Origin of the sequence: Halosimplex aquaticum, assembly GCF_028747785.1 — an archaeon.
GTDB classification, from domain to species: Archaea; Halobacteriota; Halobacteria; order Halobacteriales; family Haloarculaceae; genus Halosimplex; species Halosimplex aquaticum.
This window is the reverse complement of record NZ_CP118158.1, coordinates 2,043,332-2,066,632: the sequence shown is the minus strand read 5'-3', so window position 1 is coordinate 2,066,632 and position 23,301 is coordinate 2,043,332. Positions and strand designations below refer to the sequence as shown.

Below are 23,301 nucleotides of genomic sequence, written 5' to 3'. Positions count from 1 at the left end.
GCTCCGCTCGACGTTGCCGAACGCCGGGCCACCGCTGCGGTTTTCGGCTTCGGGTCCGAATCCCCGCTATGCGCGTCTACCGCGGCCGCGCCGACACCATCGAGGCCGACCGCACGCTCTCGGACCGGCTGGTCGAGCGGGTCGCCTCCCACGGCGAGCCGGCGGTCCGTGTCTGGCGCCCGCACCGACAGATCGCCTTCGGCCGCCGCGACACCGCCGCCGACGGCTACGACCGCGCCCGCGAGATCGCCGAAGCGCAGGGATTTCCGCCCGTCGAGCGCGAGGTCGGCGGGCGCGCCGTCGCCTACACCGGTTCCACGCTCGCATTCGCGCGCGTGACGCCCGTCGAGGACCCTCGATCGGGACTTCAGGACCGATACGACGCGGCCACGGAGGACCTGCTCGCCGCGCTGGAGGACCTCGGCGTCGACGCTCGCGAGGGGGAACCGCAGGGCTCCTTCTGCCCGGGGACGCACTCGGTCCAGGCCGACTGCGGCGAGCGGGCGGGGAAACTCGCCGGGTTGGCACAGCGCGTCCGTGCGGACGCTGCGGTCGTCGCCGGCGTGCTCGTCGTCCGCGACCGGGCGGAGATCGCGGCGGTGCTCGACCCGGTTTACGACGCCCTGGGGGTCGCGTTCGACCCGGAGACCGTCGGGAGCGTCGCGGACGCGGGCGGCGAGTCCGATCCGTCGAGCGCCGTCGAACGCGTCGAGGCGGCGTTGGCCGGCCGAGACCCGGATCGAGTGACTCGCGTCGACCAGAGGGAGTGACGGACGGTCGGAACGGCCGCTGGGGGCCGCTCTCGCCGAGAGAGATCAGCCTGGACCAGTCCGGGAGATTTAGGACCACGCGCGTCAGAGGTGGCGTATGCTATTCCGGAACGCGACGCTCGCGGACGGGCGCCGCCGGGACGTCCGCGTGTCGGGCGAGACCATCGCGGCGGTGGGTGAGGGGCTAGAGGCCCGCGAGGGCGAACGGGTCGTGGACGCGACGGGCAAGCGCCTCCTCCCGGGGATGATCGACGCGCACGTCCACTTCCGCGAGCCCGGCGACTCGCACAAGGAGACGTGGGAGACGGGCTCCCGCAGCGCCGCTGCCGGCGGCGTGACGACCGTCGTCGACCAGCCCAACACCTCGCCGCCGACCGTCGACGGCGCCGCCTTCGACGAGAAGACCGACCTCGCGGAGGCCTCGCTGGTCGATTTCGGCCTCAACGGCGGCGTCACCGCCGACTGGGACCCCGACTCGCTGTTCGACCGTGACGTCTTCGCCCTCGGCGAGGTGTTCCTCGCCGACTCGACGGGGAACATGGGCATCGAGGAGCCGCTGTTCGTGGACGCGCTCGCCGAGGCGGACGCCCGCGACGTTACCGTCACGGTCCACGCCGAGGACGCCAGCCTCTTCAACGTCTCCGCGAAGGAACGCGACGACGCAGACGCCTGGAGCGCTTACCGGACCGCCCGCGCGGAGGCCGCCGCGGTCCGCCGCGCCTGCGAGGTCGCCGTCGAGCGCGAGACGCGGATCCACATCGCCCACACCTCCACCCCGGAGGGAATCGACGCCGCGACGGAGTCGGGGATGACCTGTGAGGTCACCCCTCACCACATGTACCTCTCCCGGAGCGACCTGCGCGGCCTCGGGACGCACGGCCGCATGAACCCGCCGCTCCGTCGCGAGAAGCGCCGCCAGCGCGTCTACGACCGGGTCGTCGAGGGGCAGGTCGATATGATCGCGACCGACCACGCGCCCCACACCGCCGCGGAGAAAGACGCCGACATCTGGGACGCGCCCTCGGGCGTCCCCGGCGTCGAGACCGCCCTGCCGCTCCTGCTCGCCGACGCCCGCACGGGCGCCCTCACCTACGAGCGCGTCCGCGACCTGACCGCCGCCAACCCCGCCGACGTGTTCGACCTGCCCGCGAAGGGCCGCGTCGCGGAGGGGATGGACGCCGACCTCGTGCTCGTCGACCCCGGGAAGACCTACCCGATCCGCGCCGACCGCCTGCACACGAAGTGCGACTGGACGCCCTTCGAGGGCCGCGAGGGCGTGTTCCCGACCGTGACGCTCGTCCGCGGGACCGTCGTCTACGAACGCGACCCCGACGACCGACCGGGTGGCGAGAGCGAGTCCTTCGGCGACCCTGTCGGCGAAAACGTGCGTGCCGGCGACGAGACGGGCGACGACGCCGGAGACGACGGGTTCACCCACAGCGACCGCGAGAGCGAGTCCATCGCCGACCTGGCCGCCGAGGTCGTCGAGGAGTCGCCCGAGGACGACCGTTCCTGACCGAGTTCCGAACCTCCCGAGTCCCCCTTCTCAGACTGCTCGTTTCTTCGCGCCATCGAGTCGCGACTCGGGAACGGGCCTGAGGACGCCGAAGACGATGCGATACCCCAGTAGACCGGCGCCCATGCCGGCGAGGACGACGCTGACGACGGTCAGAACGACCATGTCCGTCGCGACGACGACGGCTCCGCAGACGGCGACCACAGCGACGACGCCGACGATAGCGAGCGCGTAGCGGTAGAACTCGTCCACTGCGACTACTCGGTGTTCGTCGGCGTAGGTGGTCGCGACCGTCGCGGCGAGCGCCGCGAGAGCCAGCCACCACCCCTCGCGGAGGTCCGCGACGCCGACGTTCAGCAGCCCGAGCAGTATCCAGGCGAACCCCATCCCGCCCTCGAAGAGGACGACGCGGCGGGCAGCGTCCATACGAGAGGATACACCGCTCGAGTGATAAATCGACGGGCCCGTCTCCAGTCCGAAACTCGCCTCAGAGCCGCGAGTCGTCGCGGTCCCGTCTACTGGTCGGCTTCGATGTCGTGGCCGCACTCCGGACAGGTCACTTCGTCGTGGCGGAGCGCGGTCGAGTGCTCGCGCACCTCGCGCATCACCTCGGAGATCTCGTCCTCGGCCTCCAGCTCCTCCTCGACGGTGAGCTCGACACCCTCGACTTCGAGGAGGAACTTCGCGACCTCGGTCGCCTCGTACATCACGTCGTCCAGTTCCTCGGCGGTGAAGAAGTCGCACATCGCGCCGTAGAGGAAGGTCGCGCCCGCCTTCCGGACCTTCTCCTCGAAGGAGGCGCGGGCCTGGTTGACCGCCTGTGGCGTGTACGTGTCGGTCATGAACGGGACGAGTTCCGGCAGGTTCTCGCCGATCTTCGTCATCTCGACGCCCGTCTCAGTCCGGAAGTCCGCGCAGAGGCGCGCGATGGCCCACTCGCGAGCGGTGATGTAGGTGCGGTCGCGGAGGAAGTCGTTCGCGCGGTCGTAGGTCCCGCCGTCGATCTTCTTGAAGCGGTCGTACTTCTGGACGTCCGGCGGCACGTCGGGGGCGGGCGAGTCCGCCGGACCGTCGGCGGGCTCATCATCCGCCGTCGTGTCCGACGGCGGCGTGTCCGACTGCGGGTCGGCGGCCGCGTCGTCGTCGTCGGCCGAGTCATCGGTGGTCGCCTCGGCCTCGGTTTCAGTCGCTACCTCGTCTTCGGGGTCGGCTGTCGTGTCGCCTCCGGCGCCGGCTGCAGTGGGGTCCGTCGCCTCGTCTGTCTGCGTGTCGGCGGTCTCGTCGCGGTCGACATCGTCCGTCCCCTCGGCGTCCGTTCGACCCTCGGGGTCGGGCGACGTCCCGTCCGTGGCTTCCTCGCCCTCGCCCGTCGCCGGTCCGTCTGTCATGGTCACCACTGTGTCGGGGCCGGGAAAAAGGGTGTCGCCCTCGGTCGTCGGCCCCGCGTGGCCGGGATTCCCCTCGGCTTTCGTAAAGGAATAATTATAACGATCCGGCGGAAACTGGTATGCAGACACGTACCATGGTCAACACGGCGTACCTGGCGAGCACGGTGGTAACGGCGCTCCTGGGGGTCGGGGTGGTCATCCTGGCGCTGCGTTCGCGCCCCTGGCACCACTACGCGCCGCGGGTTTCCTACGGCGAGCTCGCTGGCGGCCGGCCGAGAGGAGGAGTGGCGCAGATCGCCGGGCGAACGAGCACCTGGACGGCGCTGTACGTCGTCCTCGTCCTCGGGTTCCTGGCGGGCGCGACGGGGTACGCGAGCGGCGCGATCACCGGGCCGGCGGTCATCGGCGCGGTCGTCGCCCTCGTCGCCAGCTTCCTGGTAGCCGGCGTCTACTTCGCGTTGCGCGAGCACGGCCGCCCGAGCGCGCAGGCGGCGGCCGGGAGCGCCGTCGCGACGGGCATGCTGTTCGTCCTCGCGATCACCGTCGTGCTCGTCACGAGCTGATCGATGGCGCACTCGACCCGGGAGACGGCCTGGCCCTGGCCGAGCGGGACGGGCGTGCTGGCCGCGGCGGTCGCGCTCGAAGGCGTCCTCGTGGTCGGCTACTTCCTCGCGACGCCCGGTGAGGTGACCGTCCCACGGTACGTCCTCTACCCGTTCGTCTGGATCAACGCCGTCCTCGTCGCGGCCTACCGGACGCCGATCTCACAGGCTCCGCGCCGCCGCCACCTCCTCGCGGGCGCCCTCGCCGCCGTCTACTTCCTCTTGCTCGCCAACTGGGCGGGACTGGTCGGCCTGACCGTCGGCGGCCACCACCCGATTCCCGAGAGCGTGCTGGGACTCAGCGTCGGGTCCGGCTCGCCAGGCTGGGGGCGCGTCCGGCTCATCACGCGCGTCTTCTACGTCTCGTTCGTCCCCTACCGGGTGATCGGCTACCTCGGGCTCACCTACCTCGTGTACGCCGCGATCCTCGACGCCAGCGGCGCCGTCGCCTCGGGCGCGCTCGGTCTCGTCTCCTGTCTCAGCTGTTCGTTCCCGGTCCTCGCCTCGTTCGCGACCGGATTTCTCGGCGGGTGGGTCACGCTCATGTCGACGGCGGTCGCCTACTCCGTCGACGTCTCGACGGCGGCGTTCCTCGCCTCGGTCGCCCTGCTGTACTGGCGACCCGGCTTCCCGTCGGTCGGGTACCGAAGCGACGACTCGGAGTGACACCGGTTCGAGCGCCCCGTCTGTCACCCTCTCAGGGCGCCTCACAGGTCGTCGCCGTCGTCTGGTTGTCGACGAGCATCCCGGTCCGGAACGAACAGCGGTAGGTCGCCGGCTCGTCGACGGGGAGCCGGATCGTCGCGTCTCGCAGCGGGTGTTCGACGAGCAGGCGGAACCGGGCGGTGACGTTCGACCGCTCGCCGCGGCGCACGTGACTGGTGAACCACTCGTCGATCTCGTCGTTGTCCATCGTCGCGACGACGGTCACGGTCCGCGTCTCCCCCGGCCGGAGCAGTTCCTCCGAGCTGACGTTCCGGAACGAGAGGGCTTCGGCGTCGTGTTCGAACAGCTCGACGCCGTTCGCCTCCACCTCCGCCCGGACGCTTTCGGGCGCCGCGACGACCGGTACGTCCCCGGGATTGGTGACCACGAGGTGGAACCGGACGTTCGTCCGATTCCGGTTCACCTCGCCCCAGGTCGCCCAGCCGCGCTCGACCTCGTAGCCGACGGTCACCGTCCGCTCGTCGAGCCCGAGCGCCGAGACGACGAACGGCGCCCGTCGCGCCAGGTCGATCTCCTCCGTGTACCGGCCGCTGGTGCGGTCCGCCGCCGTCGACAGCGCGTCGACGACGGGCCGAGAGTCGGCGAACATCGTCCGGTCTCGCTCGACGGTGTGGGTGACGTTCGGGCTCGGCCCCACGTTCGCGCGTAGCGTCGCGTCGACGTCGGCCCTGAGCGTCTCGTTGGCGCGGACGTACGCGACCCACCACGCCGGGATCCGCTCGTTGCGGACGTAGCTGTGCAACCGCACCGTCCTGTTGCCCGCCGGTAGGGATATCCCGGAGCGGTCGCCGGTGGCGACGGTGACCCCGTTGAACTGTACCTCGTACGCCGCGTCGAGTCCGGTCCCGAGCGTCGCACCGACGGGGTTCGGGTTGCGCACCCAGACGGTCGTCACCACTTCCGTTCGGTTCTCGGTGACCTCCCCCCAGTCACCGGCGTCGGCGACCCCGACCGACGGCGCGCCGAGGACGCCGAGCAGATACAGTACCACGAGCGCGACGATCACGACCAGCGGAACGACGGCGAGCCAGCGCCACCGGAACCCGGCGCCGTCACCGGATTCCTCGACCGTATCGTCGTCTGACATTCCCCTGGTCGTTGGGCAGCGAGCGGAAAAAGCGGCGCCTACGAAACAGCAAGCGGTCGCCGAGCGGGCCGTAGACGCCGGCGAGTGGGCCCGCCCGGTCGCCTGTCGCTCAGTTCCCGGTCGGGACGGCCGGCGGTTCGCACGTCGACGTGCTATTTTGACCGTCCACGAGGATCGCGGTCTGGAAGGCGCAGTCGTAGGTGATCGGCGAGTCGCGCGGGACCCGGATCTCGCCGCCGGTGGCGGGGTTGTCGAAGACGACCTGGAACTGGGCGCTGACCGCGGTCGCCTCGGCGCCCGGGCCGGCGTCCGCGCGGACGTGGCTGGTGAACCAGTCGTCGACCCTGTCGTTGTCCATCGTCACGGTGTAGGTGACCTCCCGCGTCTCGCCGGGCGCGATGACGGTGTCCGTCCCGGCGCTGCCGGCCGAGAGTTCGCCGCTCTCGGCCTCGAAGGTCCGCACGTCGTTCATGTCGACGCTGACGCCGATACCGTCCGGCGCGGCGGGCACCGGGACGTCGCCGGGGTTGTGGACGAGCATGTGGAACTGCACGGTCGTCTCGTTCTCGGTGACCTCGCCCCAGGTGGCCCAGCCGCGGCGGACCTCGTAGCCGACCGTCACGGTGTCGCTGTCGCCGAGCGTGTCGCCGAGCAGCGAGTCGTCCACCTCGCTCGCGCTCACCGACTCGGTGTACGTGTCGCTCGTCTCGTTGACGGCGGCCGAGAGCGCGTCGATGACGGGCGTCGACTCGTTGAGCATCGTCCGCTGGCGGCGCACCTCGTAGGGCACCGTGCCGACAGGCGTGTTCACGTTCACCGTCGCGTTCACGTCGAGGGCGACGGTCTCGTCGGCGCGGACGTACGCGACCCACCAGTCTGACAGCCGCTCGTTGATGAGGTCGGTCCGCAGTTCGGTCGTGCTGTTGCCCTTCGGCACCTGGATGTCCGACTTCGTCCCCTCCGCGAGCAACACGTCGTTGAGGACGATGCCGTACTCGGCGGTGACGGCGTTGCCCAGCGAGACGCCGACGGGGTTGGGGTTGTCGACCCAGACCGTCGTGACGATCTCCGTGCGCTGGTCGGTGACTTCGCCCCAGTCGCCGCGGTCGGCCAGTCCGGCCGCCGGCGCGCCGACGATCCCCAGCAAGTAGAGGACGAGTACCAGGCCGACGAACCCGCCGAGTACGACCCCGATCTTCCGGGGCCAGGTAGCGACGAGCGCCCCCAGGCGCGACCCGTTCCCCCCGTTCGTACCGCTCGATCCCGAATCCGCTGAACCGGCCTCTGACATGGCTGTCGACACAGTAACTGTGGACGGGATAAACCCTGACGATCACGGCCGAACCGGCTCGGCTGGGTGACAGGAACGCCGGCCGGCAGCGGTAGAATCGCCGCGGCCTACAGGATCGAGTAGGCCGCGGCGGTGGTGAGCGCGAGCGCGACGAACAGGCCTCCGAGCATCAGGTAGGTGACCGACCGGGGTTCCCACCGGAGGTGCATGTAGTACGTCGCGACGAACGTCGCCTTCACGAACGACAGCACGAGGATGATCCCGAAGGCCGTCCAGTAGGTCCCCGGGGCGTCGAAATCGACCAGGCCCGTCTGTTCGACGAGCGCCTGGGTCGTCGACAGCGCCATCAGTACCACGAATATCCCGGTGTAGAGTTTGAATCGTGTCATGGTTCTAGAGGATGTAGAACAGCGGGAACAGGAACAGCCAGACGATGTCCACGAAGTGCCAGTACAGCCCGAAGTACTCGATGGAGGTCTCGTCGTCGCCGAGGTACGCGCCCTTCATCGCCCGCGGGATCATGTACATGAGCATGATCAGCCCGACGATGACGTGGGCGCCGTGGAGCCCGGTGGTCAGGTAGAACGTCGACGAGGCGACGTTCGTCCCCGCGTTCCAGCCGTTCGGGAACGCCTCCGTGTGGATGTGGAACAGGTGCTGCCACTCCATGGCCTTGTTGATCAGGAAGCCGACGCCGAGCAGCCACGTCACCGAGAGGGCGGCCACGACGCCCCGGCTGCTGTTCCTGTGCGCAGCGACGAGGGCGAGCACGACCGCGAAACTGCTCGCCAGCAGCAGGTACGTGTTGACCAGCCCGGGGAACGTGACGTGGGCCTCGGGGATGAAGGCGTGGTGCCAGTGCATCCAGCCGTTGGCGACCCGCAGGAACAGGTACGAGCCGATGAAGCCGCCGAACAGCACCACGTCGGAGGCCAGGAACGTCCACATCCCGAGTTTCATGTTCTCGACGCCGCCGAAGGGCCACTGCTCCGCGACCGTGGGCTCGGGGACGTGGAACGGTTCGCGCGCGAGGCCGACGAACCCGACGGCGCTCAGGACGCCGCCGGTCCCGGTCAGCCAGTAGTAGGCGCCGCCCTCCTGGATGCCAGAGACGCCGAGGAACGTGAGGAAGCCGGCCAGGCCGATGATAAACGGCCAGATGCTCGCGTGGTCGGCGTGTTCCTCTTCGGCGTGGGCCGTCGCGCCGCCGGTCGCGCTCGGGGTCACCGCGTCGGGGCCGGTGACCAGCGCGCCGCCGCTCCCAGCCGTCGCGCCCTCCGCGCGGACGCCGCCGTCAGGCCGATGGCCGGCCGAAGTCGCGGTCGCGGTCGCGGGTTCCGCGTCGCCGCTGCCGTCCGCGGTCAGTTCGGGATCGTCGCGGAAGGAGAGCGTGCCGCCGGCGTAGCTCGGCTTGCCGGGGAAGTTCTCCAGGGGCGGCGGCGAGGAGACGGCCCACTCGGCCGTGGTCGCGTACTCCCAGGGGTTGTCGCCGACCTCCTCGCCGGTCGCCATGCTCTTGAACAGGTTGTAGAACATGACGAGGAAGGAGATCCCGAGCAGGAACCCGCCGATCGTGGCGACCTGGTGCCAGCCCGAGAGACCGGGCGCGTAGTCGAACACGCGCCGCGGGGTCTCCCAGGCGCCGAACATCGGGAAGTACAGCAGGTTGAACCCGACGAAGTACAGCCCGAAGTGGAGTTTCCCGAGGAACTCGTCGTACATCCGGCCGGTCATCTTCGGGAACCAGTAGTAGATGCCGGCGAACAGGCCAGTCGCGCCGCCGACCATTACGTAGTGGAAGTGCGCGACCACCCAGTAGGTGCCGCGGAACTCGTAGTCGAGGACGACCGCGCCGAGGAAGACGCCGGTGATCCCGCCGATGATGAAGAGGATCAGCGCGCCCAGCGAGAACAGGAACGGCGTCGTGAACCGGATGCGGCCCTTGATCATCGTGTAGATCAGCGAGAAGACCATCAGGTCGAAGGGGAGTGAGATGCCGATGGTCGTGACCATGAACAGGGTCTTGATCTCCAGGTTGATCCCCGTGAGGAACATGTGGTGCATCCAGACGACGAAGCTCTGGAGCGCGACGAGCACCATCGCGAGGACGAACCACTTGCGCCCGACGAGGCGCTGGCCGGTGAACGTCTGGAAGCACTCGGCCATGATGCCCAGCGCCGGGAAGAAGACGATGTACACCTCCGGGTGCCCGAAGAACCAGAACAGGTGCGTCCACAGGAGCGTCCCGCCGTCGGCGGTGAAGTAGGTGACGCCGAGCAGGTGCTCGGCGGCGAGGATCATCAGCGCCGCCAGCAGGGCGGCGAAGGCGAACAGCATCATCCACACCGTCAGCAGGATGGACATCGAGAACATCGGCAGGTCGCGCATCCGCAGGCCCTCGGCGCGCATGCGGTACATCGTCGTCAGGAAGTTGACCGACCCCATCGTCACCGCCGCGACGAACATGATGAGCGCGAGCACGACCGTCGTCCCGCCGACGTTGGGCATGTAGGTCGGCACGTTCAGGGGGGCGTACATCGTCCAGCCGCCGGCGAAGGTGCTCCCCTGGAAGAACGAGGCGATGAACAGGAGGCCCGAGAAGAGGTACGCCCAGTAGCTCATCGCGTTCAGCCGCGGGAAGGCGAGGTCGTCGGCCCCGATCTGCAGGGGCACGAAGTAGTTGGCGAAGCCGAAGGCGAACGGGGAGATGAACCAGAAGACCATCAGCAGGCCGTGCGCCGAGACCGCCTGGTTGTACGCGCCGGCGCTGAGGATGCTCTCGCCGGGGCCCCACAGCTGGACGCGCATCAGCATCGCGAGGACGCCACCGAGGACGAGGAAGAACAGCGCCGTGATGGTGTAGAGGATGCCGATGTCCTTGTGGTTGGTCGTGACGAACCAGCGCCGGACGGAACTCATCGGCGGGAAGTCGTGCCCGCCGGCCTCCTCGTGGCTCACGGAGCACCACCTCGTGCGGGCGCGGACGACGCGTCGAGCGCGCTCGGACCCTGTGGTGCGAGCGAGTGACCGCCACCGCCGGCCGTGGCGGTCTCGTTGCCCGCCGCGGTGTCAGTTCCGGCGGTCTCGTTCCCGCTCGGCTCGGCGTTCGCGTACCACTCCTCGAAGGCCGCGGGCTCCATCGCGACGACCTCCGCGGTCATCCCGGAGTGGCCCTCGCCGCAGATTTCGTAGCAGTTGGCCTGGTACGTGCCGGTCTCGTTGGCGACGAACCAGGTGTTCGTCGTCTGGCCCGGGATCGCGTCGGCCTTCGCTCGCAGTTCGGGTATCCCGAAGTTGTGGAACACGTCCCTTGAGGTCACCGAGAGGTTGATCACGGTGTCCGTCGGCACGCGGAGCGTGCTCGCCTGGGCGCCGTTCGGGTAGGTGAACTGCCAGCCGAAGCGGAACCCGTCGACCTCGACGTTCATCACCTCGCCGCCGGTCTGCTGGACCTCGGTCGGCTTCCCCTCGACGTACAGCAGCGACGCGTACGTCCAGATGACCAGCGAGAGGACGATGAGCGCGCTGATACCGAACGAGAGGAAGAGTTTCTTGCCCTTGCCGCCTCCCTCGGGGAGCTCCCCGAGTTCCGGCCGGTCGACGTCCGGTGCGGGGTCCTCGCCCTCGCGGTAGCGGTACTTGTACGCGTTGTACAGCGTGTACGAGATGACGACGACCCCGACCAGGGTCCCCAGGCCCAGGAAGACGACGAAGATGCTGTTGAACACCTCCGCCGGCGCCCTGATCCCGCTCGTGCCAGCCAGGACGGTGTCGCCGACCACCGGTCCACCGGACTCTACCATATTCGATCACCAACGACCTACCCGCTCTTATCGTTTGGGGGGCGTTGGCACATCGCTTTTTCAAGTACGCGAACAGGTTCGGACCGCGCTCTATCCGCCGAGGGTTTTTTGCCCGCTGCCGTGGTACGTGAGTACATGGCAGACACACGCGAACTCGACGACCCGACCGTCGACGAGGAGGAGTTCGAGGACCCGGCGGTCAGGGACGACGACTTCGACCGGCTGTTCGGGATCGCCGCGGACGGGGTGATCGGGGCGGCCGGGGGGCTCGTCGGGACGACGCTGATGACGGTCGTGTTGCTCATCGGCGAGTCGTTCGACGTGTTCTCGCGGTCGTCGTTCGCGACGGTGACGAGCATGGTCGGCCTCGACGGCGTCTTCCCCGAAGTGACAGCCGGCTACGTCCTGTTCGTCCTCGCCGGGATGTTCCCCTGGCCGCTGCTGTTCGCCTCGCTCAAGGAGTACCTCCCGGGCGCCCGCGACCCCGTCCACGGGATCGTCTTCGGGACCGCGCTGTGGACCGGCTTCGTCTTCGCGTTCTACGACGGGTACACCGGCCTCGCGCTCGTCGGCTACCTCGCGGTGACGCTCGTCGCCCACTGGGTGTACGGGATCGGCCTCGGCGCCGTCTTCGAGTACCTCGCGACGCGCCCGGACACGCTCGTGTAGAACGACCGGCGAGCGACCGACGAGCCGTCGGCGCACGCCTCCTCTCGCACCGCGTTCGTCTGCCGATGCCCGTCCTCGTCCCCGAACCCGTCTCGACGCCTCGACAGGGCCGATACGACCGTTTTTGTGGGAGACAGCCCTAGTCGTCACATGGTAGATACGGGAGAGCTGCTCGAACTCGTCGCCCACTACGTCGTCATCCTGATCATCGTGACGATCGTACTGGCGGTCGTCAGGAGCGTCGTCGGCGACATCGGTTTCTGGGTCGAACTCGGCGTCATCGTCGTCCTCGTCGCGCTGTACCGCCCCCCTCGTCAAGTCGCTGGGCGTCGAGCCCAGCGCGTGGCGCAGCGAGTGATCGCGACCCGGCGGCGGACCCGATCGGGCGCCCCGCTTTCGGGTCCGTTGGGCCACACCGCTTAACCCCCCGGCCGCGCGAGGGGCCGATATGCACCTCTCGGAGTCGACGTGGACCGACGCCGACGCCGTCGAGACGGACCTCGCGCTCCTGCCCGTCGGGAGCACGGAGCAACACGGCCCCCACGCGCCGCTCGGCACGGACGCGCTCACGGCCGAGGCGGTAGCCGAGGCCGGGGCCGACGCCTACGACGGCGAGGTCGTCGTCGCCCCCGCGATCCCCGTGGGCGTCGCCGAGGAACACCGCCACTTCGCCGGAACGCTCTGGGTCGGCGAGGACACCTTCCGCGACTACGTCCGCGAGACCATCGGCAGCCTCGCACACCACGGCTGGGACCGCGTCGTCGTCGTCAACGGCCACGGCGGCAACGTCGCGCCGCTCCGGGAAGTCTGCGCTCGCGTCACTCGCCACGACGACGCCTACGCCGTCCCGTTCACCTGGTTCGACGCCGTCGCGCTCGACGGCGACTGGACCGGCCACCCGGACGCCCCACCCGTCGACCTCGCGGAGATCGCCATGGGCCACGGCGGACCGGTGGAGACGGCGCTCGTCCGCGCGGTGGCTCCCGACCTGATCCGCGAGGAGCGCCTCGACGACGCGGCCGCGGGCGCCGCCGACGCCTGGGGCGAGTGGGTCGCGGGTGCCAACCTCGCCTACGACTCGGCGGAGTTCTCGGACAACGGCGCGGTCGGCGACCCGCGCGGGGGGACGGCCGAACTCGGCGCGTGGCTCCGCGACCGCTCGGCGGAGAAGGTAGCGACGCTACTGGACCGCGTCGCGGCGCGCGATTGTTCGCGACCGGACGACGGCTGACAGCGGACTGTGCCGCGGCGGGACGGTGACCGCGGCGCCGGGCCGTCTCAGGCCTCCGCCTCTGCCTCGTCGGCCTCTGCGTCGGCGTCCGTGTCCGCCTCTGCGTCTGCCTCGTCTTCGGCGTCTTCGTCAGCGTCGGCCTCCTCGGCGAACTCCTCGAGCGCGCTGCGGAGCTGCGGGACCGTACTGGCGAGGTCGCTGACCTGCTCGTGGGCGTCGGTCACGTCGTCGAGCACGTCCTCGACGGCCTCGATCTCCTCGGCGAGGTCGTCGGCGTCCTCGAAGGCGTCGGCGCGCTCGCCCATCGTGTACCACTTCTTGGCGTCGACGAGGTGGTCCTCGGCGTCCTCGATGTCGAGCGCCGAGCGGAGCGCGTTGAGTACACCCAGGGTGTTGTCGGCGTCGACCTCCCAGATGGCGTCGGCCTCCGGGAGCTCCGCGCGGGCCTTCCCGAGGCTCTCTTCGACGTCCTCGCGCATCTCGCTCGCCGCGTCCTCGAACAGCTCGTCGTCGTCGAGCGTCGCTTGACTCATGGTTCCCCCTTCGGCCCCTGCCGGTTTAAAAACACGCCTGAAAGTGAAAGTGAAAAACCGATACAGGACACCTGACGGGGGCGATACGCCAGAGGGGGCCGATCAGTTACGATCTGCCGCTATCGATCTCGACGTACGACCGGTATCCCCCTCGCGCCGCGGTCGTCGCTCCCGGCTATCTCGGTCCGCCGATCCGTCTTCTCTCGTCCACACGATCTATCCCCTCGGTCGCTTTCACGACCGACCGTCTCGGTCGTCGTCGCGATCGACGTTCCACCCGCCGTCGGCCTCGTCGACCGACGCGTCCGTTCTGCTGGCGTCCGTTCCGCCAGTTGGCGTTCCGTCCGTGTCCGTTCCGCCGACGCCCGGATCGTCCGGACCACCGCCGTTTCCGGTGGGAGCGCCACCACCGGTCGCTCCGTCGCGGTCGTCACCGCCGTCGGCACGCACCGCGGCGCGGGTATCGGGGATCACGTCCAGATCGCCGTCGACGTCACCGAGGACGAGCAGCGCGTAATATCGCAGGAACGTCTGGAACGGGACCAGGACGAGCAGCGACGCGACGAACAGCAGGAGCAGGTACGCGAACACGAGCACGAGGGCGACCAGTCCGCCGGCGCCCGAGAGCCCGAGGACGAACAGCAGCGGCGCGCCGACGACGAGGAACGGGACCGCGAACGCCACCGCGACCAGCACGAGTAGGAAGCTCACGGCCATCCCGACGGCGATGCTCAGCAGGAAGCTCACGAACAGGTACGCGAGGAACTCCACCAGGTTGCCGACGAGCGTCGACCAGAACCGCCGCCAGCCGCCGATCACCCCGCGGTCCTCCCGGAGCATCACGGGCACGACGAACATCGTCGTGAAGCCGAGGAGGGTGCCGACGACGACCGCGAGAAACAGGAATATCGGGATCGCGAGCAGTATCACCGCCAGTATCGTCCCGTCGGACCAGCCCGTGGGAGGCCACCCGCTCATCCCGGTCCCGACGCCGAGCAGGACTCCCGCGGCCGCCCCGGCACTCAGCGTCCAGACGAGGAACCGGAACGCGAAGAGCCGGGCGCCGCGCCGCCAGTACCGCTTGAAGTACCGCCGCAGTCGGACCTCCTCGTCGCGCAGCGAGGCGACGAAGACGAACTCCATCGTCGCGCCCGCGACGGAGTACAGGAGGAAGACGAGTATCCCGACGAGGACGATCCCGGCTAGCAGGACGAGCAGTTCGGTGGTCACCTCGGGCGTGATATCCGGCCCGGGCTCGCCCGGCATCGGCTCGCCGGGGTCCGTGTCACCGCCGAACCCGCCCGGGAAGCCCGGGAACGAGAAGCCGACGCCGCCGACGAAGAACATCACGACGGCGAGGCGGAACCACCGCACGCGGTCGAAGGGGGTGAGGAACCGCTTCGTCGCCTCGATGGCGTCGTCGATATCGTTCAGGGCGGCGAGGGACATACCGGCCCTCTACTCCGCCCGGACACATATCTCTCGTGGTCCGTTCAGCCAGTGGACCTGTCCGAACGCAGAGGTTCCCGTGACCCAGTCGGCCCCGTCAGTCGTCCGGGCGTACGTCTTCGACGCGCATCAGCGGGTAGCCGTCCTGCATGTCCATCCGCGTGCGGACCTCCGTGCCCTCGTAGTTGATAACCATCTCGACGTCGAGGAAGCGGCCGGTCAGTTCGGTGTAGTCGGCCGCCGACTCGGCGAGTTCGGCGGCGAGTTCCTCGCGCAGCACGTCGACTGTGACCGACTCGCAGTGGGGCTGGTTCTCGATGGCCTCCTCCATGGCGCGGGCGAGGCTGTCCGCGCTCGCGGGGCTGACCGGCGTCCCCGCGAACTGGTGGTACAGCGAACCGAACTTGATACCCGCCTCGAAACACGCCGTCTGGGCGTCGGTGGGGTCCATACCGGGCGCTGGACGCCCCGGGAGTAATCAGTGTCGCCTCTCGGCGCGCCGGTGGGTCGGACGTGCGGGCCGACTCCCCGGTGACTGTCGGCGGCGTGACACCCACCGCGCGGAACCGTACGTTACTTACTGGGCGGTCGCAAGGGTTCACCTGAATGGACGAGCCGGTCTTACTCACTGGTGCGGGAGGGCGCGTCGGGCGGGCCGTGCTACAGGGGCTCGAAGACGAGTACGAGTGGAAGCTCCTCCTCCACAGCCCGCCGGACGAGGAGCCCGACCACGAGTACCTCATCGGCGACGTGACCGACGAGGAGACCGTCGCGGAGGCGATGGACGGCGTCGGCGCGGTCATCCACCTCGCGGGGGACCCGCGACCGAGCGCGCCGTGGCCCTCCGTGCTGTCGAACAACATCGACGGCACCCAGAAGATGTACGAGGCGGCCGTCGACGAGGGCGTCGAGAAGTTCGTCTTCGCCTCCTCGAACCACGCCGTCGGCGCCTACGAGACCGACGAGCGGACGCCCGACATGTACCGCCGCGACGACGACTTCCGCCTCGACGGGACCGAGTTCCCCCGCCCCGGCAACCACTACGGCGTCTCGAAAGCCACCGGCGAAGTCCTCGGCCGCTACTACCACGACGAGTACGGCATCGCCGTCTGCAACATCCGCATCGGCAACCTCACGAAGGGCCACCCGCCGATCGACTACGAGCGCGGCCAGGCCATGTGGCTCTCCTACCCCGACTGCGCCCGCATCCACCGCTGCGCGCTGGAGGCCGACTACGGCTTCGAGATCGTCTACGGCATCTCCGACAACGACCGCAAGTACTACTCGCTGGAGCGCGCCCGCGAAGCGCTGGGCTACGACCCACAGGACAACTCCGCCGAGTGGGACGGCGACGAGCACGTCGCCGAGTGACCGCGATCGAAGACGAGACGGTTCTATTCCGTGAACACGCCCAGTACCTCTCTCAGTAACTGCGGGGCCGACTCGTTCCCGTGGTACCGGATCTCCTTGCTCCGCTGGTCGAACTCGAGCCACCCGGCCGCTTCCAGCATCGGGAGGTGCTTGTGCACGAGAGCCGTCGAGAGCGTCGCTCGGTCGCGGTCCGGGACGCGAGCGTCGATGTGGGCGACGATCTCGCTGATCGTCGACGTGACCTCGTCGACCGTGTTCTCGAAGTAGTTGATCACCTCTCTCCTGAAGTGGTGACTCAGAACGTCCAGCGTCTCGTTGACCGCCGCCGCTTTCTCCGGATAGCAATCAGCGGGAGGCATAGCCACAGTTCGGCGCCCGGGTCAAAAAATATTCCCTGGTTAACACCACTCGTAATGGCCGTGTCGGCGCAGAACCCCGGTAGTTCTCCGTCAATTCCCGGAGACACGCGGGCACCGAAGCGCCGAGCGAGAGGGTGGCCGGCCGGTCGCGGTTGCGATCCGGTTTCACGTCGTGCGTGACTCGATGGCGCACCTGAAAGCGGCCGGCAGGCCGGCGGTGGGTGGGCAGACGAGCGGTGGGAACCGGACCCGTGTCTGCCTCAGCCGGCCTCGACGGCCGGTGAGGGACACGTCCGCCCGTTCGACGCGCATTCCGCCGCCGTCTCCATCCCGTCGGTAGTTACCCGAACCGTGCCGGATAGTGACACTGGCGGAATTCTTACGGGGCCCGCACGTATGGATCCGCTACATGAGTTCCTCTTCGCGGAGTGACGCCGAACCGCACCGCCGAGCCCGCCAGCAGGAGGCGGTGGCGGACTTGGGGCAGCGGGTGCTGGAGGCGGACGAGCTCGACGGGGTGATCCGCGACGCGACGACTGCGGTCACGGAGACGCTCGATATCGACCACTGCGCGGTGTTCGAGCTCGATGCGGGCGGGGATCGGTTCGCGCTCAGGGGAGGCGCCGGCTGGTCCGACGAGGCCGCCGACGCCGCGACGGTCTCGGCGGCGCCCGACACGCAGGCCGGGTACACGCTCCGGTCCGGTGGACCCATCGTCGCGGCCGACCTCGCCGACGAGGAGCGCTTCGACGGGAGCGACCTCCTCGCCGAGAACGACGTGGTCGGTGGTATCACGGCGGTCGTCGGACCGGATTCGGACCCGTGGGGCGTGCTCGGGGCCTACGCGACCGAGCGCCGCGAGTTCGCCGACGGGGACGCCACCTTCATCCAGAACGTCGCGAACGTCGTCGCGTCGACCGCCGAGCGGGCGGCGACGCGGAGCCGGTTCGACGACCAGGAGCGCAGGCTCTCGGCGCTGATGAGCAACGTCCCCGGGATGGTGTACCGCTGTCGCAACGAGCGCGGGTGGCCGATGGAGTTCGTCAGCGAGGGCTGTCGCGACCTGACCGGCCACGACCCCGAGGCGCTGGAGCGCGGCGAGGTGTCGTTCGGTGAGGACGTCGTCGCCGACGCCGACCGCGAAGCGCTCTGGGAGGAGGTCCAGGAGGGACTGGCCGACGACGGGACGTTCCTGGCGACCTATCGCGTCGAGACGACAGAGGGCGAGGTCAGGTGGGTCCGCGAGCGAGGGCACGGACTCACCGAGGACGGCGACGTCACCGCGCTCGAAGGGGTCGTCATCGACGTCACCGAGGAGGTCCGCGCGGAGCGACAGCTCGCCGAGGAACGGGACATGTTCGCGGACGGGCCGGCGATCGTCTTCCGGTGGCGCAACGAGGAGGGGTGGCCCGTCGACTACGTCTCCGAGAACGTCGAGGACGTCCTCGGCTACGACCAGGCGACGCTGGAGTCGGAGGACGTCCCGTACACCGACCTGCTCTTCGACGAGGAGATCGACCGGATCGCCGCCGAAGTCGCGGAGCACAGCGACGAGACGACCGAGCGGTTCAGTCACGAGCCCTACCGCGTCGAGACGGCGGACGGCGACGTCAAGTGGGTGAAAGACACCACGAAGATCGTCCGCGATGAGGACGGCGAGATCACCCACTACCTCGGATATCTGGTCGACATCACCGAGCGCAAGGAGCGCGAGCGGGAACTCCGCCGCTACGAGACCATCTTCCAGGCGGTCAACGACGGGCTGTACGTGGTCGACGAGGAGGGGCAGTTCACGATGGTCAACGACGCCTACGCGGAGATGGTCGGCTACGACCGCGACGAACTCGTCGGCGAGCACGTCTCGATGATCGTCGACGACGCCGTCCGCGAGCAGGCGATGGACGAAGAGGCGGCGTTGCAGGCGGGGAGCACCGAGACGGCCATGGTCGAGGCGGAGATGAAGACCGCAGACGGCGAGCGGATCCCCGCCGAGGCGACGTTCGCGCTGTTGCCGACCGACGAGGGCGACCCGCAGCGCGTCGGCGTGGTCCGGGACATCGCCGACCGGAAGGAACGCGAGCGTGAACTGCAGCGCTACGAGCGCCTCGTGGAGAACCTCCCCGTCGGCGTGTACCGCAACACGCCCGGACCCGACGGCGAGTTCGTCGAGATGAACGACGCGCTGGCGCGGATCTTCGACGCCGACTCGCCGGCCGAACTGATGGAGGTGCCGGTCAGCGACCTCTATCCGGACCCCGAGGCCCGCGCGGCGTTCAGCGAGCGGTTGCGCCGCGAGGGGATCGTCCGGAACGAGGAGCTGCGACAGCGAACGCTCGACGACAGGGAGATCTGGATCTCGGTGACGGGGATCAAGACAGAGGAGGACGGCGAGGTGTACTTCGACGGGATCGTCCAGGACATCACCGAGCGGACGGAGCGCGAGCGGGAACTGCGGGAGACCGAGCGGCGCTTCGAGGCGGTGTTCGAGGACCCGAACATCCTCGTGGGACTGCTCGAACCGGACGGGACGGTGCTGGACATCAACGAGACGGCGATGGAGTATATCGAGGCCGACCTCGCCGACGTGCAGGGCGACCCGTTCTGGGAGACGCCGTGGTGGGGGATGGGCGACGACGTCGGCGAGGAAGTCCGCGAGTGGACCGAGCGCGCCGCCGCCGGCGAGTACGTCGAGTTCCAGGCCGACCTCACTCGGCCCGACGGCGAGCGGTACGCCCTCGAAGGCTACTTCAGGCCCGTCACCGACGACGACGGCGAGGTCGTCTCCATCATCGTCTCCGACCGCGACGTCACCGAGCGCCGCGAGTACGAGCGGCAGCTCGCCGAGTCCGAGCAGCGCTACCGCGCGCTCGCGGAGTACTTCCCCAACGGCATCGTGACGCTGTTCGACCACGACCTGCAGTACACGCTGGCCGCCGGCCAGGGGTTCGACAGGATCCCCGTCGAACCCGCTGACCTCGAGGGGAAACAGTTCTACGACGCCTGGCCCGAGGATACGGCCGACGCGCTCGAACCGGCGTTCGAGGCCGCGCTCGACGGCCGCGAGCGGGCGGTCGAGGTCGAGTACGAGGGGCGGGACTGGGTAGTCCACGGCGTGCCCATCACCGACGAGCGCGGCGACGTCTTCGCCGGCATGACGATGGCCCAGGACATCACCGAGCGCAAGGAGCGCGAGCGGGCGCTCGAGGAGTCAGAGCGGCGCTACCGGACGCTCGCGGAGCACTTCCCGAACGGCGCGGTGGGCGTGTACGACCGCGACCTCCGGTACACCTTGGCCGCGGGCGCGAAGCTGGGGACGGACCTCCCCGACTCGGACCGCATGGAGGGCGAGCGGATGCCGGACCTCTTCCCCGAGCAGACCGTCGCGGACCTCGAACCGCTGTTCAGGGCGGCTATCGAGGACGGCAAGACCGCCAGCACGACGACCGAGTTCGGCGGCCGACACTGGCGGGTGTGGGCGGCGCCACTGCGCCGCGCCGACGGCGAGATATTCGCCGGACTGAGCTTCGCCCAGGACGTCACCGAGCGCCGCGAGTACGAGCGGATGCTCGAGGAGTCCAACGAGCGCCTCGAACAGTTCGCCTACGCCGCCTCCCACGACCTGCAGGAACCGTTGCGGATGGTGTCGAGCTATCTCCAGCTGATCGAACGCCGCTACGAGGACGAGCTCGACGAGGACGGCCGCGAGTTCATCGAGTACGCCGTCGACGGCGCCGACCGCATGCGCGACATGATCGACGGGCTCCTCCAGTACTCCCGCGTCGAAACGCGGGGCAATCCCTTCGAGACGGTCGATCTCGACGCGGTCGTCGCGGAGGCCCGCGAGGACCTCGGGATGAAGATCGAGGAGAGCGACGCCGAGATCACGGTCGCGGACCTGCCCCGGGTCGAGGGCGACGACGGGCAACTCCGACAGGTGGTCCAGAACCTGCTCGACAACGCGATCGAGTACAGCGGCAACGAGCCCCCGCGGGTCCACGTCTCGGCCGAGCGGACGGGCGACTGGTGGGAGGTCTCGGTCAGCGACGAGGGCATCGGCATCGACCCGGAGGACGCCGACCGCGCCTTCGAGGTGTTCCAGAGCTTGCACGACCGGGCCGACTACGACGGGACCGGGATCGGCCTCGCGCTGTGTGAGCGGATCGTCGAGCGCCACGGCGGCGAGATATGGGTCGACTCCGAACCGGACGAAGGCGCAACCTTTTCGTTCACGCTCCCGGCACCGGAGGACGACAATGAGTGAACGACCCGGCGCCTCGGCCGATATCCTCCTCGTCGAGGACAATCCCGGCGACGTCAGGCTCACGCGGGAGGCCTTCGAGGAGGGGAACATCTCCAACACGCTCCACGTGGTGACCGACGGCGTCGAGGCTCTCGACTTCCTTCACCAGCGCGGGGACTTCGCCGACTCCCCGCGGCCGGACATCGTCCTGCTGGACCTCAACCTGCCGCGCAAGAGCGGCGAGGAGGTCCTCACGGAGATCAGGAACGACGACGACCTCTCCTGTCTCCCAGTGATCATCCTGACGAGTTCGGAGGCCGAGGAGGACATCGTCCAGTCGTACGAACTGCAGGCGAACGCGTACCTGACGAAGCCTGTCGACCCGAGCGAGTTCATCGAGACCGTCCGGCGCTTCCGGGCGTTCTGGCTGGAGGTCGTCAGGCTCCCGCCGGACGAGGTGGAGTGATGTCCGGAGACGAACAACTCGAAGTCCTCCTCATCGAGGACAACCCCGGTGACGCGCGCCTCATCGAGGAGATGCTGCGCGACGCGGGCGACCTCCGCCGGCGCGTCGAGGGCGACGCGGCCTCGGCGGGCGGCTCGCGGATCCACCACGAGACGCGTCTCTCCGACGGCCTCGACCGCCTGAACGAGACCGGCGCCGACGTGTTGCTCCTCGACCTGGGGCTGCCCGAGAGCACCGGCCTGGAGACGCTCGAACGCGTCCTGGACGCGACGGAGTTCGTCCCCATCGTCGTCCTCACGGGGCTGCGGGACGAGGGGGTCGGCATCGAGGCCGTCGAGCGGGGCGCCCAGGACTACCTCGTCAAAGACGAGGTCACGAGCGACCTGCTGGTGCGCTCGATCCACCACGCGATCGAGCGCAACCGCCAGGAGCGCGAGCGGGCCAGACGGCTCCAGCAGCTTGAGGCGCTCAACAGGCTCAACCGGGTCAGCCAGGACATCACGCACGCGGTCATCACGACGGACACGCGCGAGGACCTCGAACGGACGGTCTGCGAACGGCTCGTCGCCTCTGACGCCTACCGCTTCGCCTGGATCGGCGAGGTGAACCGCTCGACCGACGAGGTGACGCCGCGGGTGTCGGCCGGCGTCGAAGAGGGGTACCTCGACGAGGTCACGGTCACGCTGGACCGGGAATCCGAACCCGAGGGGCCGGGCGCGAAGGCGGTCCGGACCAAGTCGGTACAGGTCGTCCAGAACCTCCAGACGGACCCGGAGTTCGAACCGTGGCGAGAGCGAGCGATCGCGCGCGACTACGGGTCGGCAGCGGCCGTCCCCATCGTGCACGAGGACCTCTTCTACGGGATCCTGGCGGTCTACGCGGAGTCCCCGGACGCCTTCTCGGAACCGGAGGTCGAAGTCCTCGGCCGCCTCGGTGACGTCATCGGGCACGCGATCACCGCCGTCGAGCGCAGGGACGCTCTGGTGAGCGATGCGGCGCTCGAAATCGAGTTCGCGGTGAGGGGAGCCGCCCAGGAACTCGTCGGGCTCACGTCTGACGGCGACGCCTACATCGACGTCGAGACCGTCGTCCGCAGCGACGAGGGCGTCGTGGCGTACGGCCGGGCCGACGGCGTCGCGGAGGGCGAGTTCCGGGACGCGCTCGAGCGGACCGACGCGGCCGACGACTTCCGGTTCCTCTCCTCGGACGGTGACGAACTCGGGTTCGAACTCGTCACCGACGCCGCCACGTCGCTGGTCACGGCCGTCGCGACTCACGGCGGCCAGATCTCGTCGGCCACGATCGCAGACGGGGAGTTCCGCTTCGTCGTCGGGTTCCCGCGCGGCCGCGACAAGCGGCAACTGGTCGAACTCGTCGAGGAGCACTGCCCCGGCGCGACGCCGCGCGCCCAGCGGACGGTCCAGCGCGACGACGCCGACGTCGAGACGGCCACCTCGGTCATCGAGGACCGCCTCACCGAGAAGCAGCGCTCCGCTGTCGAGACGGCCGTCTTCGCCGGCTTCTTCGACTGGCCGCGGACGAGCACCGGCGAGGACGTCGCCGACCGCCTCGGCGTCTCGCCGGCGACGTTCACCCAGCACCTCCGGGCGGCCGAACGGAAGCTCTTCGAGGCGCTGTTCCGGGACGAGTCGGCCGAGGAGGAGTCCGCCCCGTGGACGCCGCTGGAGTCCGATTCGGGCGCCGATTCGGCGTCGGATTCCGGCTCGGCATCGGACTCCGGCTCGGCGTCTGACTCCGGGTCCGCATCCGACTCTAGCTCGGCCTCGGACTCGGACTGAT

Annotated in this window: 22 protein-coding genes; 11 read left to right on the top strand and 11 right to left on the bottom strand. The window is 69.2% G+C overall.

Going from position 1 to position 23,301, the window contains the following annotated elements; genetic code table 11:
* The first annotated feature begins 68 nt into the window (after positions 1–68).
* Both PSC72_RS10450 and PSC72_RS10445 read left to right on the top strand, forming a co-directional pair.
* Positions 69–770, top strand: a complete 702-nt coding sequence (locus tag PSC72_RS10450; protein ID WP_274325820.1) for a lipoyl protein ligase domain-containing protein — start codon at positions 69–71, stop codon at positions 768–770.
* 97 nt (positions 771–867) lie between these two features.
* Positions 868–2,286, top strand: coding sequence for a dihydroorotase (locus PSC72_RS10445; protein WP_274325819.1), 1,419 nt, complete (start codon positions 868–870; stop codon positions 2,284–2,286).
* Between the two features lie 30 nt (positions 2,287–2,316).
* On the opposite strand, the gene PSC72_RS10440 is transcribed toward PSC72_RS10445, so the two are convergent.
* Together PSC72_RS10440 and PSC72_RS10435 are read right to left on the bottom strand one after the other, a co-directional pair.
* On the bottom strand, positions 2,317–2,712 hold the full coding sequence (locus tag PSC72_RS10440; RefSeq protein ID WP_274325818.1) for a hypothetical protein: 396 nt from the start codon (positions 2,710–2,712) through the stop codon (positions 2,317–2,319).
* Between the two features lie 89 nt (positions 2,713–2,801).
* On the bottom strand, positions 2,802–3,674 hold the full coding sequence (locus PSC72_RS10435; RefSeq protein WP_274325817.1) for a DUF5806 family protein: 873 nt from the start codon (positions 3,672–3,674) through the stop codon (positions 2,802–2,804).
* Between the two features lie 119 nt (positions 3,675–3,793).
* Between PSC72_RS10435 and PSC72_RS10430 the strand changes: the two genes are divergently transcribed.
* Both PSC72_RS10430 and PSC72_RS10425 read left to right on the top strand, forming a co-directional pair.
* Entirely contained in the window at positions 3,794–4,237 is a 444-nt protein-coding gene (locus tag PSC72_RS10430; protein ID WP_274325816.1) for a hypothetical protein, read from the top strand.
* A gap of 3 nt (positions 4,238–4,240) precedes the next feature.
* Positions 4,241–4,942 carry a DUF7546 family protein gene (locus PSC72_RS10425; RefSeq protein ID WP_274325815.1) on the top strand — a complete coding sequence of 234 codons (702 nt, stop codon included), beginning with the start codon at positions 4,241–4,243 and terminating at the stop codon, positions 4,940–4,942.
* 31 nt (positions 4,943–4,973) lie between these two features.
* On the opposite strand, the gene PSC72_RS10420 is transcribed toward PSC72_RS10425, so the two are convergent.
* The 5 genes from PSC72_RS10420 to coxB all read right to left on the bottom strand — a co-directional run bounded on the left by PSC72_RS10420 (position 4,974) and on the right by coxB (position 11,183).
* Positions 4,974–6,089, bottom strand: coding sequence for an LEA type 2 family protein (locus tag PSC72_RS10420; RefSeq protein WP_274325814.1), 1,116 nt, complete (start codon positions 6,087–6,089; stop codon positions 4,974–4,976).
* A 109-nt stretch (positions 6,090–6,198) separates the two neighbouring features.
* On the bottom strand, positions 6,199–7,380 hold the full coding sequence (locus PSC72_RS10415) for a hypothetical protein (protein WP_274325813.1): 1,182 nt from the start codon (positions 7,378–7,380) through the stop codon (positions 6,199–6,201).
* Between the two features lie 107 nt (positions 7,381–7,487).
* The gene (locus PSC72_RS10410; RefSeq protein WP_274325812.1) at positions 7,488–7,769 is read right to left on the bottom strand and encodes a cytochrome C oxidase subunit IV family protein; all 282 of its coding nucleotides are present in this window, start codon (positions 7,767–7,769) and stop codon (positions 7,488–7,490) included.
* Between the two features lie 4 nt (positions 7,770–7,773).
* Positions 7,774–10,299: a cbb3-type cytochrome c oxidase subunit I gene (locus PSC72_RS10405; protein ID WP_274326162.1), complete on the bottom strand. Its 2,526-nt coding sequence runs from the start codon at positions 10,297–10,299 to the stop codon at positions 7,774–7,776.
* A gap of 35 nt (positions 10,300–10,334) precedes the next feature.
* A complete protein-coding gene (coxB, locus tag PSC72_RS10400; RefSeq protein WP_274325811.1) occupies positions 10,335–11,183 on the bottom strand; it encodes a cytochrome c oxidase subunit II in 849 nt (282 codons plus the stop codon).
* Between the two features lie 135 nt (positions 11,184–11,318).
* Between coxB and PSC72_RS10395 the strand changes: the two genes are divergently transcribed.
* From PSC72_RS10395 to PSC72_RS10385, 3 genes are all read left to right on the top strand, one after another.
* Complete coding sequence (locus PSC72_RS10395) at positions 11,319–11,852, top strand: DUF6789 family protein (protein WP_274325810.1); 534 nt, start codon at positions 11,319–11,321, stop codon at positions 11,850–11,852.
* 150 nt (positions 11,853–12,002) lie between these two features.
* Entirely contained in the window at positions 12,003–12,275 is a 273-nt protein-coding gene (locus PSC72_RS10390; protein ID WP_274325809.1) for a hypothetical protein, read from the top strand.
* A gap of 25 nt (positions 12,276–12,300) precedes the next feature.
* On the top strand, positions 12,301–13,083 hold the full coding sequence (locus PSC72_RS10385; RefSeq protein WP_274325808.1) for a creatininase family protein: 783 nt from the start codon (positions 12,301–12,303) through the stop codon (positions 13,081–13,083).
* A 47-nt stretch (positions 13,084–13,130) separates the two neighbouring features.
* Here PSC72_RS10385 and PSC72_RS10380 read toward each other — a convergent pair whose 3' ends face one another.
* From PSC72_RS10380 to PSC72_RS10370, 3 genes are all read right to left on the bottom strand, one after another.
* Positions 13,131–13,616 carry a DUF5790 family protein gene (locus PSC72_RS10380; RefSeq protein WP_274325807.1) on the bottom strand — a complete coding sequence of 162 codons (486 nt, stop codon included), beginning with the start codon at positions 13,614–13,616 and terminating at the stop codon, positions 13,131–13,133.
* A 234-nt stretch (positions 13,617–13,850) separates the two neighbouring features.
* Positions 13,851–15,065, bottom strand: a complete 1,215-nt coding sequence (locus tag PSC72_RS10375; RefSeq protein WP_274325806.1) for a DUF7544 domain-containing protein — start codon at positions 15,063–15,065, stop codon at positions 13,851–13,853.
* 97 nt (positions 15,066–15,162) lie between these two features.
* On the bottom strand, positions 15,163–15,516 hold the full coding sequence (locus PSC72_RS10370; RefSeq protein ID WP_274325805.1) for a dihydroneopterin aldolase family protein: 354 nt from the start codon (positions 15,514–15,516) through the stop codon (positions 15,163–15,165).
* A 155-nt stretch (positions 15,517–15,671) separates the two neighbouring features.
* Here PSC72_RS10370 and azf point away from each other — a divergent pair, with 155 nt between their 5' ends.
* Positions 15,672–16,436, top strand: a complete 765-nt coding sequence (gene azf / locus PSC72_RS10365) for an NAD-dependent glucose-6-phosphate dehydrogenase Azf (RefSeq protein WP_274325804.1) — start codon at positions 15,672–15,674, stop codon at positions 16,434–16,436.
* 23 nt (positions 16,437–16,459) lie between these two features.
* Here the strand turns inward: azf and PSC72_RS10360 are convergent, their stop codons facing one another.
* Positions 16,460–16,795 carry a DUF7344 domain-containing protein gene (locus PSC72_RS10360; RefSeq protein ID WP_274325803.1) on the bottom strand — a complete coding sequence of 112 codons (336 nt, stop codon included), beginning with the start codon at positions 16,793–16,795 and terminating at the stop codon, positions 16,460–16,462.
* A gap of 409 nt (positions 16,796–17,204) precedes the next feature.
* Here PSC72_RS10360 and PSC72_RS10355 point away from each other — a divergent pair, with 409 nt between their 5' ends.
* The 3 genes from PSC72_RS10355 to PSC72_RS10345 are packed head-to-tail and all read left to right on the top strand — an operon-like array spanning position 17,205 to position 23,300.
* Complete coding sequence (locus PSC72_RS10355) at positions 17,205–21,056, top strand: PAS domain S-box protein (protein ID WP_274325802.1); 3,852 nt, start codon at positions 17,205–17,207, stop codon at positions 21,054–21,056.
* A complete protein-coding gene (locus PSC72_RS10350; RefSeq protein WP_274325801.1) occupies positions 21,049–21,501 on the top strand; it encodes a response regulator in 453 nt (150 codons plus the stop codon). The genes PSC72_RS10355 and PSC72_RS10350 overlap by 8 nt, the downstream gene beginning before the upstream one ends.
* Entirely contained in the window at positions 21,501–23,300 is a 1,800-nt protein-coding gene (locus PSC72_RS10345) for a bacterio-opsin activator domain-containing protein (protein ID WP_274325800.1), read from the top strand. The genes PSC72_RS10350 and PSC72_RS10345 overlap by 1 nt, the downstream gene beginning before the upstream one ends.
* The last annotated feature ends 1 nt before the right edge of the window (position 23,301 follow it).

Coding starts and splice junctions, on each gene's coding strand:
- PSC72_RS10445 (WP_274325819.1), top strand. CDS start 868: ATGCTATTCCGGAACGCGACGCTCGCGGACGGGCGCCGCCGGGACGTC.
- PSC72_RS10395 (WP_274325810.1), top strand. CDS start 11,319: ATGGCAGACACACGCGAACTCGACGACCCGACCGTCGACGAGGAGGAG.
- PSC72_RS10355 (WP_274325802.1), top strand. CDS start 17,205: ATGAGTTCCTCTTCGCGGAGTGACGCCGAACCGCACCGCCGAGCCCGC.
- PSC72_RS10380 (WP_274325807.1), bottom strand. CDS start 13,616: ATGAGTCAAGCGACGCTCGACGACGACGAGCTGTTCGAGGACGCGGCG.
- coxB (WP_274325811.1), bottom strand. CDS start 11,183: ATGGTAGAGTCCGGTGGACCGGTGGTCGGCGACACCGTCCTGGCTGGC.
- PSC72_RS10415 (WP_274325813.1), bottom strand. CDS start 7,380: ATGTCAGAGGCCGGTTCAGCGGATTCGGGATCGAGCGGTACGAACGGG.
- azf (WP_274325804.1), top strand. CDS start 15,672: ATGGACGAGCCGGTCTTACTCACTGGTGCGGGAGGGCGCGTCGGGCGG.
- PSC72_RS10435 (WP_274325817.1), bottom strand. CDS start 3,674: ATGACAGACGGACCGGCGACGGGCGAGGGCGAGGAAGCCACGGACGGG.
- PSC72_RS10430 (WP_274325816.1), top strand. CDS start 3,794: ATGCAGACACGTACCATGGTCAACACGGCGTACCTGGCGAGCACGGTG.
- PSC72_RS10440 (WP_274325818.1), bottom strand. CDS start 2,712: ATGGACGCTGCCCGCCGCGTCGTCCTCTTCGAGGGCGGGATGGGGTTC.
- PSC72_RS10350 (WP_274325801.1), top strand. CDS start 21,049: ATGAGTGAACGACCCGGCGCCTCGGCCGATATCCTCCTCGTCGAGGAC.
- PSC72_RS10425 (WP_274325815.1), top strand. CDS start 4,241: ATGGCGCACTCGACCCGGGAGACGGCCTGGCCCTGGCCGAGCGGGACG.
- PSC72_RS10410 (WP_274325812.1), bottom strand. CDS start 7,769: ATGACACGATTCAAACTCTACACCGGGATATTCGTGGTACTGATGGCG.
- PSC72_RS10345 (WP_274325800.1), top strand. CDS start 21,501: ATGTCCGGAGACGAACAACTCGAAGTCCTCCTCATCGAGGACAACCCC.
- PSC72_RS10370 (WP_274325805.1), bottom strand. CDS start 15,516: ATGGACCCCACCGACGCCCAGACGGCGTGTTTCGAGGCGGGTATCAAG.
- PSC72_RS10450 (WP_274325820.1), top strand. CDS start 69: ATGCGCGTCTACCGCGGCCGCGCCGACACCATCGAGGCCGACCGCACG.
- PSC72_RS10420 (WP_274325814.1), bottom strand. CDS start 6,089: ATGTCAGACGACGATACGGTCGAGGAATCCGGTGACGGCGCCGGGTTC.
- PSC72_RS10390 (WP_274325809.1), top strand. CDS start 12,003: ATGGTAGATACGGGAGAGCTGCTCGAACTCGTCGCCCACTACGTCGTC.
- PSC72_RS10405 (WP_274326162.1), bottom strand. CDS start 10,299: ATGAGTTCCGTCCGGCGCTGGTTCGTCACGACCAACCACAAGGACATC.
- PSC72_RS10375 (WP_274325806.1), bottom strand. CDS start 15,065: ATGTCCCTCGCCGCCCTGAACGATATCGACGACGCCATCGAGGCGACG.
- PSC72_RS10360 (WP_274325803.1), bottom strand. CDS start 16,795: ATGCCTCCCGCTGATTGCTATCCGGAGAAAGCGGCGGCGGTCAACGAG.
- PSC72_RS10385 (WP_274325808.1), top strand. CDS start 12,301: ATGCACCTCTCGGAGTCGACGTGGACCGACGCCGACGCCGTCGAGACG.